We start from the raw sequence: 15,419 nt of genomic DNA, 5'->3' as shown, positions 1-15,419 counted from the left end.
CAATAGACCCCGTAAAAACCTAAACTACAAGACACCCAATGAAGTCATCAAAAACATCATTCTTGAGAAATTGCATTAGCGGGTGGAATGTACGGGGGGGGAGCGCTTTGTCCATAGCTTTTTACTATCTTTGTGGCATGGTTGTAAAGAGTCGGCACGAGGAGCTTTGTGAGCTAGCGTACGACTATACGAAACGAAATGACACTGCTCTGAGTAAGCAACAGACAACAATAAAGGAAAAACAGGAATGGTTCGAGTTAGATTTGCACCTAGTCCCACGGGTCCACTACATATAGGTGGCGCACGGACTGCACTCTTTAATTATCTCTTCGCACGTCATTATGGTGGCACGATGGTGCTACGTATAGAGGATACGGATAGCAAGCGCTTTGTGCCTGGAGCTGAAGACTATATCATCGAGGCGCTACAGTGGCTGGGTATAGAGATCGATGAGGGTATAGGCAGTGACAATCAGCCCTACGGTCCCTATCGTCAGAGTGAGAGACGGGAGATCTATCGTGAATACGTGCAGCAGCTCATAGAGCGTGGTGCTGCTTACTATGCTTTTGATACCGTGGAGGAGCTGGAGCAGGCACGGCAGGAGATGCCCAACTTTAGCTATGATGCTACGACTCGCTCTAAGATGCGCAATAGCCTCTCGCTCCCTAGTGAGGAGGTGACTCGACTGCTAGAGTCTGGCGAGGAGTATGTGGTGCGCTTTAAGGTAGACCCCGACCGAGAGGTCGAGGTCGACGACTTGATCCGCGGCAAGGTGGTCATCAGCTCTACACAGCTAGACGACAAGGTCCTCTACAAGAGTGCTGACGACCTGCCTACCTACCATCTAGCCAACATTGTAGATGACCACTTGATGCAGATTACGCATGTGATCCGTGGTGAGGAGTGGCTTCCTAGTGCCCCGCTGCATGTCTTGCTCTATGAGGCTTTTGGCTGGCAGGACTCGATGCCACAGTTTGCCCACCTGTCGCTCCTCCTGAAGCCTCAGGGGAGTGGTAAGCTGAGCAAGCGTGATGGCGACAAGCTGGGCTTCCCAGTCTTCCCCCTGGAGTGGCGCAATCCCGAGGATGGCTCTATCTCGATGGGCTATCGCGAGCAGGGTTATCTACCAGAGGCTGTGAGCAACTTCCTAGCTCTACTAGGGTGGAACCCCGGTACCGATCAAGAGCTTTTTGCAGATCCGCAAAAGGCTATCTCGTCTGAGCTGATCTCCGCCTTTTCGCTAGATCGCTGTAGTAAGAGTGGGGCACGCTTTGACTTTGAAAAGGCTAAGTGGTTCAACCACCAGTACATACAGATCGTCCCCGTAGAGCGCCTCGTCGCATACCTTCGCCCTGCTCTCAGCGAGCGTGGCTTGAACCCTACCGATGAGCAGCTGCGAGACGTACTCCTGACGGTGCGAGATAAGGCGCAGCTACTCCCAGACTTACTTCCCGAGGTGCTCTACTTCTTTGTGGCGCCTACCGAGTATGATGCTAAGGGGCTTAAGAAGCATTGGAAGGCGGAGACGCCTGGCTACTTACAGCAGATGATCACGCTCCTGGAGGAACTCCCGAGTGACGCTTCGCTAGAGACGATCGAGCAGGCTCTCTATGACAAAATCAATGGTGATGAGCTCCCCATGGGCAAGGTGATGAATGGTATACGTATGGCGCTCGTGGGCGCACCTCGTGGAGCGCGTATCCATGAGATCATTCACTTGCTGGGTATCCCCGAGAGTGTGAGACGTATGCAACGGGCTATAGATGAGATTCAGCTATAGCTGTCTATGTAGCAGTAATCAATGAACTAAACTTTAGATATAACGACTGAATCATGAGTTTGCGTATCAACAAACTTCTGAGCGATGCTGGCATTGGATCGCGCCGTGAAGTGGAGAAGTACATCGTCGCTGGACGTGTCATGCTCAATGGCGAGCGGGCTGAGCTAACGGATATCGTGGTAGAAGACGATATCGTCACGCTAGACGGCGAGGAGCTACCTGTCAATGACATCCTGCGTGAGGCTCTCTCGATGAAGCACTACCTAGAGGCTCAGCAGGATGATCGAGAGACGAGAGAGTCTGCTCGAGAGTACACTCCACGAGGTGGAGGACGACCTAATCGCCCTGCTAAGTCTGGTCCTAAGAGAATGAGATCAGACCGATATAGCGATGAGCCTAGAGAGCCGAAGGGACATGCCAAGGGCAATAAACCTTACAAAGCTAAGGGGGGTGATGCCCATGGTCGTCGACGTGACAATCGAGGCAAAGACTTTAACGGTGACGATAGGTGGTGAGTCCCATCACTTATCATGTCGCTGGATATGAATAGGTAGAAAAGAGAAGAGTACGAAAGGATGCAGATCACATTGGTCAGACATACGGCAGTGGCGCCCGAGTGGCAGGTCATCTGCTATGGCAATACAGATATACCGCTGGCAGGTACATTTGAGGAGGAGGCTCCTCGTGTAGCTGCTCAGATAGATCTGTCTCTCTATGACCGCATCCTCTCTAGTCCACTGTCTCGTGCGCTTAAGTTGGCGCAGCACTGCGTACCCGAGGGTACCGAGATAGAGGTGGACGATCGCTTGAAGGAGATGAACTTTGGCGACTGGGAGGGGCAGCACTGGACTAGCATCCTGGAGGTAGATCAGGAGGTGTCAGCATTCTTCGAGTACTTCATCGATCGGCCAGCCCCCCGGGGGGAGTCGCTCCGTGACTTGGCTCAGCGTGTCGCAGATCTACTCGATGAGCTCTACAGATCAGGTGCTCAGCGGGTACTGCTCTTCTCGCATGGCGGTGTCATCAACGCTGTGCGAGCTATGGCGGGGCGCATTACGCTGCAGGAAGCTTTTGCTCAGATTCTACCCTATGGGAGCGTGACAACGATTGATCTAGATGACCTTATTCATATAGACCAGATAAGGCTCTGATGAAGGCTTCTTGCTTGTGTACGGAATTAGCGTTGGGAGAACGTAACTGATATGGAGAAGCGAATCATTTCGACTATGATTGTCTTGCTCGTAGCCATTGCTACGGTAACTATCTTGTTGCAGTTGCGCAACTTTAGAAATGTTACTGAGCTCTACAATGACTACTTTGAGACTTTGGCCCAGAGAGCTCTCGTTGAGGTGTCTCGCTCGCTGGAGCAAGATGAGGTGGAGCGTCAGTTGCGCTCGCTACTCACGCAGGACGATGTGCAGAGACTAGGTCTGAGTGATGATACGCTCCAGTCTTCTGGCGTCGCCTCTAGCGCCTTCTCGTCAAGCTATATGTCCGATGGCAGCGAGGTGTGGAATGGCTACGGCAATGCTGAGCGTGCTACCTGTCCGCCATGGGCAGAGGCGCGTGTAAATAGTCAGATCAAGGAGCACACGCGAGTTTTGCAGAGCAAGCTACTCAACACCTACTTCTATCATCGTAGCCTCCTCGATGAGACAGTCCTGCGGACCATCCTTCAGCGCAATAATGAGCCTCTCCGCCAGCGAGTCAATGTAGACTTTCTGCAGAGAGCACTGGTGCACGAGTTAGCACAGGTAGGGATTACGGAGACCTTTGAGTTTACCCTCTATGATAGCAAAGGTCAAGCGGTCTATACGACTGTCCCTAACACTCACGACCGCTCACTCAGGGCGCCTCTCGTAGTGCGTAAAGACCTTTTCGTCCAGTCCCACTCCTACCTAGAGACACAGTCTGGAGAGCAGGGGTTGCCCTATATTGAGTTGATCTTCCCAGAGCACAACCGTCATATGGGCACACTCATCTACACGCTGCCCTCTGCTGGTACGTTACTAGTGATTATAGTACTCAGTGTGATGGCCATCACTATCCTCTTACGGCACAAGCACTATCTGCGAGAGCGCAAAGACTTCGTCAGCAATATGACTCATGAGCTCAAGACGCCCGTGAGTTCCATCCGTCTAGCGTGCGAGATGCTCGAAGACCCCTCACTGAATCAGTCCGAAGAGCGCCGCCAGCGCATCACTCAGACGATGCTCAAGGAGGTAGACCGCCTCACCCTACTGGTGGATCAGGTCTTGCAGTCGTCGATGATGGAGCGAGGTGTGCTCAAGAGCTACCCTGTGGAGCTCGACGCTCACGAGGAGATCAGAGACCTGGGCAGTGCCTATGCCATGAAGCTCACTAATGCTCATGGCGAGCTGGTCCTAGCACTAGAAGCTGAGCACCATATGCTCATGTGTGACAGGATTGCCTTTCAGAACGTTATATCCAATGTGATAGACAACAGTCTGAAGTATCGCAAGGTGGACCTCCCGCCGATCATCACGCTTACTACGCATAACGACAATACCAACCTCATCGTTGATATACAGGACAACGGTATCGGTATCTCTCGTCAGGATAGAGGGCACATCTTCGATCAGTTTTACCGAGTCCATACGGGCGACCGCCACGATGTCAAGGGCTTTGGTCTCGGTCTAGCCTATGTGCAGCGAGCCATTCAGGCTATGGGCGGAGAGGTCAAGGTCTTTAGCAAGCTCGGTGTCGGCACCAAGATGTCACTACGTATACCTTACCTCACGAAGAGTAAATTAAGAACAGAAAGCAAGTAAAAGTAAACTATTCATATTCGCGAACATCTAATTAACTACAAACTGGATAATACACAACAAATCAAATAAACCCTATGAACAATAAAGAGATTAGAGTATTCCTCTGTGAAGACGATGAGAGCTTAGGCCTTATGCTTCAGGAGTATCTTATAGCCAAGGAGTATGAGGTGGACCTCTTTACAGATGGAGAGATGGGACTAGAGGCGTTTCGTCAGAAGAAGTATGATCTATGCCTCATTGACGTTATGATGCCTAAGATGGATGGCTTCGAGCTAGCTAAGGAGATTCGCACCCTTGAGCCCGAGATTCCCATCATCTTTGTCACTGCCAAGGATCAGAAGAAGGACATCCTTGCAGGCTTCAAGCTAGGAGCTGACGACTACATCACGAAGCCCTTTAGCATGCAAGAGCTAGAGGCTCGTATGGAGGCTATCATGCGCCGCATCATCGGTGACGGACATGAGCATCAGCAGTTCTATCAGCTAGGCAAGCTCCTCTATGATACTAAGAAGCAGTCCCTCACGACAGAAGATGGACAGGTCTTCACGCTGACTACAAAGGAGAATGAGCTCCTGACGCTCTTCTGCGTCTACGCCAATGAGACCCTCGAGAGAGAGTATGCGCTGAGGACGATCTGGTCTAATGCCAACTACTTCAACGCACGTAGTATGGACGTCTATGTGACCAAGCTCCGTAAGATCCTCAAGATCGATCCCTCACTTGAGATCAAGAACGTACACGGCAAGGGCTATCGTCTCGTCACACCTATCCAAGAGATTAGTGAGGATAAGATCAAGAGAGTCTAGTTTCACACAGTAAGCTGTAATAAGAGAAGTGGCGACGGAGGTACCAGAGAGAGTACCTTCGTCGCCACTTTCATTTTGGAGAGATGCGAGCTTAGTCAGCTTGTTTAGCCTGTTTAGCCATCTTCCTTTGGCGTCGCTTACCCACAGCCAGTACCGTGATGTATCCCACGATACCAGAGATAAGGCTACCCGTCAGGATGCCCAGCTTAGCCTCGCTGAGCCAGTCCAGGTGGAGGTGCACATCGTACGACAGGCTGGCGATAAACATCGATACCGTGAAGCCGATACCCCCCAATATAGATACCGCAAAGAGCATCGCAGGGTAGACCCCGTCACTCCACTGATGTCGCGTCAAGCGGATATAGACATAGGTAAAGAGGAAGATGCCCACAGGCTTACCGATGAAGAGCCCCAGCATGACCGCAAAGGGGAGCGTTGAGATGTCGCCCATACTGAAGGTTGAGAAGTCAATGCCCGCATTGACAAATGCAAAGACAGGCAGGATCAAGTAGTTCACCCAGCCCGTGAGCGCATGCTCTAGGCGCTGTACAGGAGGGATAGCCGACGCAGCCGCATGGCGCAGACTATTGATCATCGCAATGTCAGCACCCTCTAGATGAGTCGTCTGACCCTTCTTAGTACTCTCCGTAGCAGGGAGCATCTTAGAGATAGCCCCAGCGAGACTACCCAACTGATGACGAGATACAGACGTGGTCATAGGCATCGCCAGTGCCACCATCACGCCAGCGATAGTCGTGTGTATACCGCTCTGTAAGAAGAAAAACCATACGACGAAGAGTCCGATCATATAGAGACCAATGTGGCGTACCCCCGCACGACCTAGGAGCGCTAGGATAGCAACGACAGCCAGACCTAGACCGAGCATCAGCAGGTTGATCCCCGTAGAGTAAAAAAGCGCTATCACGATGATACCGCCTATATCGTCAGCCACTGCCAGCGTAGTCATAAAGACACGTAGCGAGACTGGCACATGATCCTTGAGCAGCATCAGTACAGCCAGTACGAAGGCTATATCCGTAGCCATTGGGATAGCCGCACCTCGGCTTGCATCGCCCGCTGGAGCGATCAGCCAGAAGAGGATGATCGGCATAATCATACCGCCTATTGCGCCCACGACAGGCATCATAGCCTTCTTGACCGAGGAGAGCTCCCCTACGAGTAGCTGCTGCTTGATGTCTAGACCGACCACAAAGAAGAAGAAAACCATCAAGACATCATTGGCAAAAACCAAGAAGCTCATCGGCTCGCCATGAGCCTGAAAGATGTCCAGCCCCAGGACGTTCAAATTGATCGGTATAGCGAGCAACGTGTGGTATAGCTCCCTGAGCGGGCTATTGGCCACGATAAGAGCCACGATGGTTGCAAGAAAAAGTACGACAGACGAGTCCACCTTACGAATGGTGAACCGCCTGACAGGTCTTAGGATACCACTAGATTGAGACATACATTATAGATTACTTAGTTGTTACGACCTCAAAGTTACGCCTTTTTTGCGCACTCAGCAAGATTTAGGTGTGCACGATCTGACCCCTCCCCTCCCCCCCTTGAATTTCTATTCCCTCTGGGTGGCAAAAGATTATCATGCGTATGAAACTCCATTTTCCTCCGTATGAAAATCCATTTTCCTCCGTATGAAACTGGTGGAAGTAGAGAGGGGACGGTCAAGGAGTGGGGGAGAAGGGCGGGGAGCGTGCACATCAAAAGAGAGGGCGGTCCGAGCATCCTCAGATCGCCTTCTTCGTTGTGTAGCGCCTCCCTAGGGGGCTTCGTTTAGTGGGTAGTAAATGGTGCTTTAATCACCATTAACTGGGGGTTTAGCACCCGTATCTGCTCAGCTTCATCAGCTGCGAGAGCCGCTGGGGCGGTGACTTTCGCTTAGCTCTTTGCGCTAGTGCTGTAATAGTCGTGGATGAGGCGCTTTGCCTCGGCGAGGTCGGTCTCTTCGTTGCCAGTGATGCCTACACTCTGCGGCGAGGGAATCTTGATCTCGGTCCCGAGAGGGATATTGTCGGGGTCCTTGATCTGCTCCTTATTGGCTAGGTAGATGTAGATCCAGTACTCACTGCGGCCGAGATAGCGACGGGCATAGCGTGCTAGATAGTCGCCATTGCCAAGTGTCACAGTGGTGAGTATCTCCTGCTGAGCGGTCGTATCGGTTGGTGGCGCGATGCTATCAATGCTGGCGACGGTGTCTATCGTCGGAGTCGCCTCAACGGGTATCATCGTGCTGGGCGGGGGCGTGGTGCGGGAGCTCGGCATCTCTTGCTTGCTGAAGACGAAGAACCATAGCAACAGCGCCATCGCTAGGACAGCGATTAGCGGGATGACGACCCAAAGCCATAGCTTGTGGGGCTTGCGCTCTTGTGGCTCCTCTCTTCGGTAAGGTGGTGGCGTAGCGACGACGGCTTCCGGTTCGTTGCTTTCGCTAGCTGGAGGAGGTGGCGGAGTAGTCGCCTTAGCCGTGGGGAGGGTGCTTTCTCTAGTTGGGAAGGGAGGTGGTGTCGGCGTAGCAGGAGTTTCGGCTTGAGATTGAGGCGCCCAAGTGGGCGGAGTGGCCACTGGTGGGGGAGTGGCTGTGCGCTCGGCGATACGGCTGGAGATGATGGACGGGCAAGCCTGCTCTAGGCTCTCGGCTGGTTGCTCCTCGACATCGGGCCACTGGACACCCTCCTTGAGCAGCGTGGGGGCAAACATCTCAAAGGGCTTGTTGACCTGACGGAGCAATTCGTCGGAAGGGGTGAAGGCGTAGCTGGTCTCGCTACACTCACTTTCGCCAGTTATGGGCTGTGGTGCGAAGGTGCCTAGGGGAGCCCATTCGAGGGTGTGCCCTAGTCGCTCGTGCATCTCAAAGAGCTTCGTGACATTGCTGTAGAAGCTTTGAATGGTCTGTGGTATCTGGGTCGCCCCTTTTGCTAGTAACTCGCCAAGCTCCTCGGCAGAGAGTGGCTGCTCTTGGTTGGTGATGCGTGGCATCACGCTTGGGGGCATCAAGTAGCGCTCGCCACTGGGCAGTAAGGCGATGGAGGCGCTGAGGCGCTCCGCGGACCACAAGCCGACGCTGCGCATATAGGTGGTGCTCCCCTGTGTGAGCCGCCCGATGAGTAGCGAGGTGAGGTCGCTCCATAGTTGCTGGCAGGTGGTCTGTGCGAGCTGGCTCTGCTCGGCGACCTCGAGGAGCCACTGTTCGGTCGTAATCATAGGATGAGATGCTCTGGGGATGTGGTTGCGATGAGGTCGTACTCCTCTACGCCTGTGATCTCGGCTCGGTAGAAGGAGCCTACATGGAGCGGGCGGTCGCTGCTGAGTATCACTTCGCCGTCCACCTCGGGGGAGTCGTACTGAGTGCGACCAACGTAGTAGTCCTCCTCCTCTCGGTCAACGACTACCTCCAGCGAGGTGCCGACCCTACGGCTATTGACGCTGGCAGAGATGTTTGCTTGGAGAGACATTAGGGCGTCGTAACGCTCCTGCTTGACCTCTGGCGGGACGTCGTCTTGGTAGTGCTTGTAGGCGTAGGTGCCCTCCTCGTGTGAGTATTGGAAAGCCCCGAGCCGCTCGAAGCGCATCTGGCTGACGAAGTCAAGGAGGTCGGCAAAGTCTTCGTCCGTCTCTCCTGGATGCCCGACCATCATCGTGGTACGCAGGGCGATGCCGGGCACTTGCTCGCGGATACGCTCTAGCAGGGCGACGGTCTCCTCACGGGTTATCTGCCGACGCATCAACTGAAGCATATGGTTGCTGCTGTGCTGGAGAGCAAGGTCAAGGTACTTGCAGATGTTGTCATGCTCTGCCATCACATCTAGCAGAGCGATGGGGAAGTGGTTCGGATAGGCGTAGTGTAGTCTGAGCCAGTGAACGCCTTTTACCTGAGCCAGGTGGTCCAGTAGGGGAGCGATGGCTTGCTCTTGGTAAAGGTCTACACCATAATAAGTGCTATCCTGAGCGATGATCTGAAACTCCCGACAGCCTGCGGAGACGCGCACCTCGACCTCTCGAACTATCTCCTCCATGGGACGGGAGTGATGACGGCCCGTGATGAGCGGGATAGCGCAGTAAGAGCAGTTGCGGTCGCACCCCTCAGAGATCTTGATGTAGCTGTAGTGTCGAGGCGTGACGCTAGGCGGAGTCGTTCGGTAGGATAGTGGCGTAGCGCTGTTTGCGCTGAGTGCGGGGCCTAGGTCGGTGATGAGTTGCTTCCAGTCATACTTGCCATAGATCTTGTCCACCTCGGGAAGCTCAGCGGTTAGCTCCTCACGGAAGCGCTCGCCCAGGCAACCCATCACATAGACAGCTCGGATGCGCCCCTCTTTCTTCGCCTCAATGAGAGAGAGGATGAGGTTGATCGACTCCTCCTGAGCTGCCTGTATGAAGCCGCAGGTGTTGACGACAGCTATCTCGCCCGTCAGCTCCTCGGGGTCGTGACGTAGCGTGTAGCCGTACTGTGCGAGCCGACGCATGAGCGCATCGGAGTCGACGAGGTTCTTAGAGCACCCTAGACTGATGACATCTATTTGGTTGGCAATCATCGCAGAGCTACTACTGGACTAAAGCTCATCTCCGAAGATGGAGTCGACGAACTCACGCTTGCGAAAGACTTGCAAGTCCTCAATCTTCTCGCCGAGTCCGATATACTTGACCGGTACCTTAAACTGGTCGGATATGCCGATGACGACACCTCCCTTTGCTGTGCCGTCAAGCTTCGTGATGGCGAGGGCTGAGACATCGGTGGCAGCGGTAAACTGCTTCGCCTGCTCGAAGGCGTTCTGACCCGTAGAGCCGTCGAGGACGAGGAGTACTTCGTGAGGCGCATCGGGTACTACCTTCGCCATGACACGCTTGATCTTAGAGAGCTCGTTCATCAGGCTCACTTGGTTGTGTAGACGACCTGCCGTGTCGATGATGACTACGTCAGCATCCTGCGCCACAGCCGACTGTAGCGTGTCGAAGGCTACCGAAGCGGGATCCGAGCCCATCTGCTGCTTGATGACTGGCACGCCGACACGCTCTCCCCATATCTCTAGCTGCTCGATGGCGGCTGCGCGGAAGGTGTCTGCAGCGCCCAGTACGATGCGCTTGCCCTGCTGCTTGAACTGATAGGCGAGCTTGCCGATGGTGGTTGTCTTACCCACACCGTTGACACCAACGACCATGATGACGTAAGGATGCGCCTCGGCAGGGAGTGTGAAGCTCTCCCCATCGGTCGTGCCATTCTCCGCAAGGAGCGCCGCCACTTCGTCACGCAGGATGCTTTTGAGCTCGCTCGTGCCGACATATTTGTCCCGAGCCACACGCTCTTCGATACGCTTGATGATCTTGAGCGTCGTGTCCACGCCCACATCACTCGTCACAAGGATGTCCTCCAGGTCGTCGAGGATCTCATCATCGACCTTGCTCTTGCCAGCTACGGCACGAGTCAGCTTGTCTACCATAGAGGTCTTGCTCTTTTCTAGACCTGTGTCGAGTGTCTCTTTCTTCTTCTTTGAGAATAGTCCGAATAGTCCCATAGTTGGTCTCTTTCTTCTAGGTTAAAATGATTAGTCCATGCGAGACTTGTAGTCCGAGTAGTCAAAGCTACGGAGCGTCTCCACGGAGCCGTCGAGATGACGCAGCGCAATGGCGGGATGCTGTACACCATTGAACATGTTCGTCTTGACCGTCGTGTAGTGTAGCATATCCTTGAGGACGAGCGTCTCGCCGATCTCCAGCGGATGGTCAAAGGTCCAGTAGCCCATGTAGTCGCCACTCAGACAGCTGTTGCCCCCTAGGCGGTAGCTGTGCGTGCCAGGCTCGGGCGTGTCGCATTGTGTCGCCCCCTCCACGACTGGATGGTAGGGCATCTCAAGACAGTCAGGCATGTGACAGGCGAAGGAGACATTCATAATAGCCGTCTTGATGCCATCGTTGGTGACAATGTCCACAACCTGAGCGTAGAGGTCGCCCGTCTGCCAAGCGAAAGCACTGCCTGGCTCCATAATAATTCGCAAGTTGGGGTGTCGCTCACGGAAAGCTCGTAGCAACGCCACCAGATGCTCCGTATCGTACTCCCGATGCGTCATCAAGTGTCCGCCCCCGAGGTTGAGCCACTGCACCTTATCTAGGATAAAGCCAAAGCGCTCCTCGAGACGCTCCAGCACTAATTCCAGTTGCTCGTCATCGCCCTCGCAAAGGACATGCAGATGCACACCCTCTAGTCCTGTCAAAGCACCCTCTTGCTCCATCTGTCGTAGCGTCTCGGCACTCACGCCGAAGCGTGTCCCTGGCATGGCGGGGTTGTAGATCTCCGTCTTGACAGGCGAGTAAGCTAAGTTTAGACGCAGACCGTAAGAGATATGCTCGGCTGCGTAAGGTGAGGTGGGTCCGAAGCGCTGCCACTGGGTGGGCGAGTTGAGCGTGATGTGACTACTGTAGCGCACGAAGTCCGCAATATTCTCCTCGCTGTAGGCTGGCGTGTAGGCATGCACGGGAGCTCTCATCTCCTCGTAGCCTAGGCGAGCCTCCCACGGAGAACTAGCCGTGCTGGCGTGGATGTACTCCTTAAATATAGGGAAGGTACGCCAGAGAGCGTACGCCTTGAAGGCTAAGATAATCTCCACGCCCGCCCGCTCTGCTACGGATCGTATCAGCTCGAGGTTACGTCTCAGGAGAGACTCCTCTAGTAGGTAGTAGGGTGTGGTAATCTTGTGGGGTTGCATAGGGAGCATTGTACTTAATCTCCTGCAAAGGTACTAAATAGCAAGAGTAGCACCAAAAAGCGCCCCGACATCGCTCCTGATGACTATGACGATAGGTGGCTTTTTTGTACCTTTGCGACTGATTCAAGAGGAGAGGTGCAATTCCTTACCGGTGGTATAGTCCACAACTCCCATAGCGGGACTGATATGGTGTAACTCCATAACCGACGGTGATAGTCCGGATGGTATTCGAATCAAGATGCCGCTGACCCTATCGGGGCTTCGGCTCTATAGGTCGACGCATCTACTTTTGTGTACCACAGATCCTCGTGCTTTTTATATAAACTCAAAGTAACAAGGAAATGGGACAGACCAAAACAATTTCCCCAGCCGTAGAGGCTCGCATCCAAGCTGCCGTCCAAGCTCTCAGAGATGGGCGTGGCATCCTACTCGTAGATGATGAAAACCGTGAGAACGAGGGCGACATCATCTTCTCCACAGAGATACTTACTCCACAAAACATCGCACTGATGATCCGTGAGTGCAGTGGCATCATCTGCCTTTGCCTCAAGCCGAAGAAGTGCCAGGAGCTCGACCTCCCTCAGATGGTACAGCACAATACTTGTGTGAACAACACTGCCTTCACAATCTCTATAGAGGCCAAAGAAGGGGTCACGACAGGTGTCTCGGCACATGACCGCTACGTCACCATCACGACGGCTGCACGAGCCGATGCCAAGCCAGAGGACTTAGTGCATCCAGGACACGTCTTCCCGCTACAAGCCAAAGAGGGTGGCGTACTCGAGCGTCGAGGACATACGGAGGGCAGTATAGATATAGTCTCCATTGCGGGACTAGGCGATACGGCCGTCCTCTGCGAGCTAACCAACGAGGATGGGACGATGGCACGTATGCCGGAGATTCAGAAGTTTGGCGCAGCACACGATATGCCAGTCCTCACGATTGAGGATATCGTTGCCTACCGCCAGCAAAGCTAAAACGACAAATCAGGAGACCAATAGAAAAGGAGACTACCGCCCACGAGTGGTAGTCTCCTTCGCTCTGTTTACTCACGCTCCGTATCAGTAGATGCGGTAGGCGTTGCTAATGCCTGGAGCCTGCTTGAGTGCTGCGCAGAGTTGCTCTACCTGCTCAGCTGAGTGAACCTCTAGTCCCACCTTTCCTCCGAAGATACCGTCTTGTGTCTGGAGCTGTACGGAGGATATGTTGATCAGAAAGTCTTCCGTAATCACCTGCACGATCCCATTGAGGATACCCTTAGAGTCGATACCCTCGATCATGATCGAGCCCGTGAAGAGCGTATCTCCCTGATCGCCCCAGATGGTCGAGAGGAGCTTATTGCCCGTGCTACTCTTCAGACGCATAGCCTCGGTGCAGGTACGCTGATGCACCACTACCTGGTTGTCTATGACGAAGGCAACCACCTCGTCGCCAGGGAGCGGATGGCAGTCGTCAGCCATGACGTAGTTGCTCTTGATCGCATCGCTCTGGAGGAGGTACGGCTTCTTGTAGTCTATCTCACTGATCTGAGAGATAGATTCTGTAGGCTTGGGCATGGACTCTTGCTTGCCTATGAGAGCCTCCTTGACCGACTTGAAGAAGCGATTGCTCTTGCTTGACTTGATACGCTTGTAGAGCGACTCCACTAGATTGACCGTGCCAGAGCCGACAGCGTAGAAGAGGTCCTCACGCTTGTGAAAGCCAAAGAGCGCTGCCACAAGATCCATATGTCCCGCATCGACAGAGAGGTCGTGCTGCTCGAAGTAGTTGATCACGCTCTCCTCGCCTTGGCTGATGAGCTTGCGACGCTCCACACGGAGGAACTCATTGATCTTGCTCTTAGCCTTAGCCGTCTTGACATACTTAAGCCATAGCGCTGAGGGCTTTTGATTATTGCTGGAGATGATCTCCACTTGGTCACCACTCTGTAGCGGGTGGCTGAGAGGCACTAGCTTGTGATTGACCTTGGCACCGATGCAAGTCTGTCCGAGTGTCGAGTGAAGCGCATAGGCAAAGTCCAGCGGGGTACTCTCGTGAGGGAGCGTGATCGGATCCCCCTTGGGGGTAAAGACCATGATGTCATCTCCGTAGAGATTGAGCTTGATCGTGTCGAGGAAGTCCATGGCGCTCGAGTCCGGATTCTCCAGTAGCTCGCTGATCTGGTCGAGGAACTTGGTGATCTCCTGATCCTCCTCCACACCGTCCGACTTGTACTTCCAGTGAGCTGCTAGTCCCCGCTCGTCTATCTCATCCATCTTGCGGCTACGCACCTGCACCTCGATCCACTTGCCCGTGGGTCCCATGACTGTAAAGTGTAGTGCGCGGTAGCCATTGCTCTTAGGCTGAGCGACCCAGTCACGCGTCCGCTCATTGTTGACACGGTAGAGGCTCGTAATGTCGGTGTAGATACCCCAGCAAGTCTCCTTGACATTGAGTCCTGGGGTCTCCTCAAAGATGATGCGCACGGCGTAGAGATCGTATATCTCCTGAAAGGGGATCTGCTTCTTCTGCATCTTCTTCCAGATCGAGTAGCAGGACTTGACACGCGTCTTCATCTCGTAGTCCAGTCCACGAGCTTTGAGGAGTGGATGGATAGGTGTGCTAAACTGCTTGAAGAGCTCAGCACGAGACTGCTCCGTGTCAATAATCTGGTTGCAGATATCCTCGTAAGCCTTCGGGTGCTCATGCTTGAAGACCAACTCCTCGAGCTCCGTCTTAATAGCGAAAAGCCCTAGACGGTGAGCTAGCGGTGCGTAAATGTAGAGCGTTTCGCCCGTTATCTTGAGCTTCTTATGCTCAGGCATCGAGCTCAGGGTACGCATATTGTGCAGACGGTCGGCAATCTTGATGAGGATCACACGAATGTCTGCATTCATCGTCAGGATCAGCTTGCGAAAGTTTTCCGCCTGGAGGCTCTCTATGTTTCGCTCGGTCAGTATCTCGCTACTGATCTTGGTCAGTCCGACCACAATCTGAGCCACCTTAGGACCGAAGAGCTGCTCTATATCCTCCTCCGTGTACTCCGTGTCCTCGATCACATCGTGGAGTAGGGTAGAGACGATCGATGTAGAGCCTAGACCTATCTCACGGCACACGATACGAGCCACTGCGAGCGGATGCATGATGTAAGGCTCTCCGCTCTTGCGTCGGACCCCCTCGTGAGCCATCCGTGCGAAGGTAAAGGCGCGCTGTATCACCTCCACCTTTTTGCGGTGATTCGAGTGCTCATAGTCATAGATCAGTGCATCGTACTCTCGCTGTATCATCTCCTCGTCGGAGAGTGTCGAGTTACTATAATCTACGGGGTAAATGTCTTCCATATTTTAGG

12 protein-coding genes and 1 riboswitch are annotated in these 15,419 nt (G+C 53.7%); of the genes, 6 read left to right on the top strand and 6 right to left on the bottom strand.

Annotated elements, in window-relative coordinates; all coding sequences use genetic code 11:
* Window positions 1-247 precede the first annotated feature (247 nt).
* The 5 genes from gltX (at window position 248) to rprY (ending at window position 5,378) form a co-directional block, all read left to right on the top strand.
* Complete coding sequence (gene gltX / locus L215_RS0106185; RefSeq protein ID WP_027451512.1) at window positions 248-1,780, top strand: glutamate--tRNA ligase; 1,533 nt, start codon at window positions 248-250, stop codon at window positions 1,778-1,780.
* Between the two features lie 53 nt (window positions 1,781-1,833).
* Complete coding sequence (locus L215_RS0106180; RefSeq protein WP_025883404.1) at window positions 1,834-2,295, top strand: S4 domain-containing protein; 462 nt, start codon at window positions 1,834-1,836, stop codon at window positions 2,293-2,295.
* 60 nt (window positions 2,296-2,355) lie between these two features.
* Window positions 2,356-2,931 carry a histidine phosphatase family protein gene (locus L215_RS0106175; RefSeq protein WP_025883405.1) on the top strand — a complete coding sequence of 192 codons (576 nt, stop codon included), beginning with the start codon at window positions 2,356-2,358 and terminating at the stop codon, window positions 2,929-2,931.
* Between the two features lie 75 nt (window positions 2,932-3,006).
* Entirely contained in the window at window positions 3,007-4,572 is a 1,566-nt protein-coding gene (locus L215_RS0106170) for a sensor histidine kinase (protein WP_238296446.1), read from the top strand.
* Window positions 4,573-4,646: 74 nt separating this feature from the next.
* Window positions 4,647-5,378: a response regulator transcription factor RprY gene (gene rprY / locus L215_RS0106165; RefSeq protein WP_025883408.1), complete on the top strand. Its 732-nt coding sequence runs from the start codon at window positions 4,647-4,649 to the stop codon at window positions 5,376-5,378.
* A 91-nt stretch (window positions 5,379-5,469) separates the two neighbouring features.
* On the opposite strand, the gene nhaA is transcribed toward rprY, so the two are convergent.
* The 5 genes from nhaA to nspC all read right to left on the bottom strand — a co-directional run bounded on the left by nhaA (window position 5,470) and on the right by nspC (window position 12,100).
* Entirely contained in the window at window positions 5,470-6,843 is a 1,374-nt protein-coding gene (nhaA, locus tag L215_RS0106160) for a Na+/H+ antiporter NhaA (protein ID WP_025883409.1), read from the bottom strand.
* A gap of 431 nt (window positions 6,844-7,274) precedes the next feature.
* Entirely contained in the window at window positions 7,275-8,597 is a 1,323-nt protein-coding gene (locus tag L215_RS0106155; RefSeq protein ID WP_025883410.1) for a LysM peptidoglycan-binding domain-containing protein, read from the bottom strand.
* Complete coding sequence (rimO, locus tag L215_RS0106150; protein WP_027451511.1) at window positions 8,594-9,925, bottom strand: 30S ribosomal protein S12 methylthiotransferase RimO; 1,332 nt, start codon at window positions 9,923-9,925, stop codon at window positions 8,594-8,596. The genes L215_RS0106155 and rimO overlap by 4 nt, the downstream gene beginning before the upstream one ends.
* An 18-nt stretch (window positions 9,926-9,943) precedes the next feature.
* A complete protein-coding gene (gene ftsY, locus L215_RS0106145; RefSeq protein WP_025883412.1) occupies window positions 9,944-10,903 on the bottom strand; it encodes a signal recognition particle-docking protein FtsY in 960 nt (319 codons plus the stop codon).
* A 30-nt stretch (window positions 10,904-10,933) separates the two neighbouring features.
* Window positions 10,934-12,100 (bottom strand): carboxynorspermidine decarboxylase, encoded by a 1,167-nt coding sequence (gene nspC / locus L215_RS0106140; protein ID WP_025883414.1) that lies wholly within the window; start codon window positions 12,098-12,100, stop codon window positions 10,934-10,936.
* A gap of 108 nt (window positions 12,101-12,208) precedes the next feature.
* Window positions 12,209-12,329: riboswitch (FMN riboswitch) on the top strand.
* A 103-nt stretch (window positions 12,330-12,432) separates the two neighbouring features.
* Between nspC and ribB the strand changes: the two genes are divergently transcribed.
* Window positions 12,433-13,068 (top strand): 3,4-dihydroxy-2-butanone-4-phosphate synthase, encoded by a 636-nt coding sequence (gene ribB, locus L215_RS0106135; protein ID WP_025883416.1) that lies wholly within the window; start codon window positions 12,433-12,435, stop codon window positions 13,066-13,068.
* An 84-nt stretch (window positions 13,069-13,152) separates the two neighbouring features.
* Here ribB and L215_RS0106130 read toward each other — a convergent pair whose 3' ends face one another.
* Window positions 13,153-15,411: a RelA/SpoT family protein gene (locus L215_RS0106130; protein WP_025883418.1), complete on the bottom strand. Its 2,259-nt coding sequence runs from the start codon at window positions 15,409-15,411 to the stop codon at window positions 13,153-13,155.
* Between the last annotated feature and the right edge of the window lie 8 nt (window positions 15,412-15,419).

This window comes from Porphyromonas uenonis DSM 23387 = JCM 13868, from assembly GCF_000482365.1.
In the GTDB taxonomy this organism is placed as follows: Bacteria; Bacteroidota; Bacteroidia; order Bacteroidales; family Porphyromonadaceae; genus Porphyromonas; species Porphyromonas uenonis.
This window is presented reverse-complemented; position numbering and strand designations above follow the sequence as displayed.

Bases quoted from the DNA above. Each gene is read 5' to 3' on its own strand.
- nspC (WP_025883414.1), bottom strand. From the start codon at position 12,100: ATGCTCCCTATGCAACCCCACAAGATTACCACACCCTACTACCTACTA.
- L215_RS0106175 (WP_025883405.1), top strand. From the start codon at position 2,356: ATGCAGATCACATTGGTCAGACATACGGCAGTGGCGCCCGAGTGGCAG.
- nhaA (WP_025883409.1), bottom strand. From the start codon at position 6,843: ATGTCTCAATCTAGTGGTATCCTAAGACCTGTCAGGCGGTTCACCATT.
- ribB (WP_025883416.1), top strand. From the start codon at position 12,433: ATGGGACAGACCAAAACAATTTCCCCAGCCGTAGAGGCTCGCATCCAA.
- rimO (WP_027451511.1), bottom strand. From the start codon at position 9,925: ATGATTGCCAACCAAATAGATGTCATCAGTCTAGGGTGCTCTAAGAAC.
- L215_RS0106180 (WP_025883404.1), top strand. From the start codon at position 1,834: ATGAGTTTGCGTATCAACAAACTTCTGAGCGATGCTGGCATTGGATCG.
- L215_RS0106170 (WP_238296446.1), top strand. From the start codon at position 3,007: ATGATTGTCTTGCTCGTAGCCATTGCTACGGTAACTATCTTGTTGCAG.
- gltX (WP_027451512.1), top strand. From the start codon at position 248: ATGGTTCGAGTTAGATTTGCACCTAGTCCCACGGGTCCACTACATATA.
- ftsY (WP_025883412.1), bottom strand. From the start codon at position 10,903: ATGGGACTATTCGGACTATTCTCAAAGAAGAAGAAAGAGACACTCGAC.
- L215_RS0106130 (WP_025883418.1), bottom strand. From the start codon at position 15,411: ATGGAAGACATTTACCCCGTAGATTATAGTAACTCGACACTCTCCGAC.
- L215_RS0106155 (WP_025883410.1), bottom strand. From the start codon at position 8,597: ATGATTACGACCGAACAGTGGCTCCTCGAGGTCGCCGAGCAGAGCCAG.
- rprY (WP_025883408.1), top strand. From the start codon at position 4,647: ATGAACAATAAAGAGATTAGAGTATTCCTCTGTGAAGACGATGAGAGC.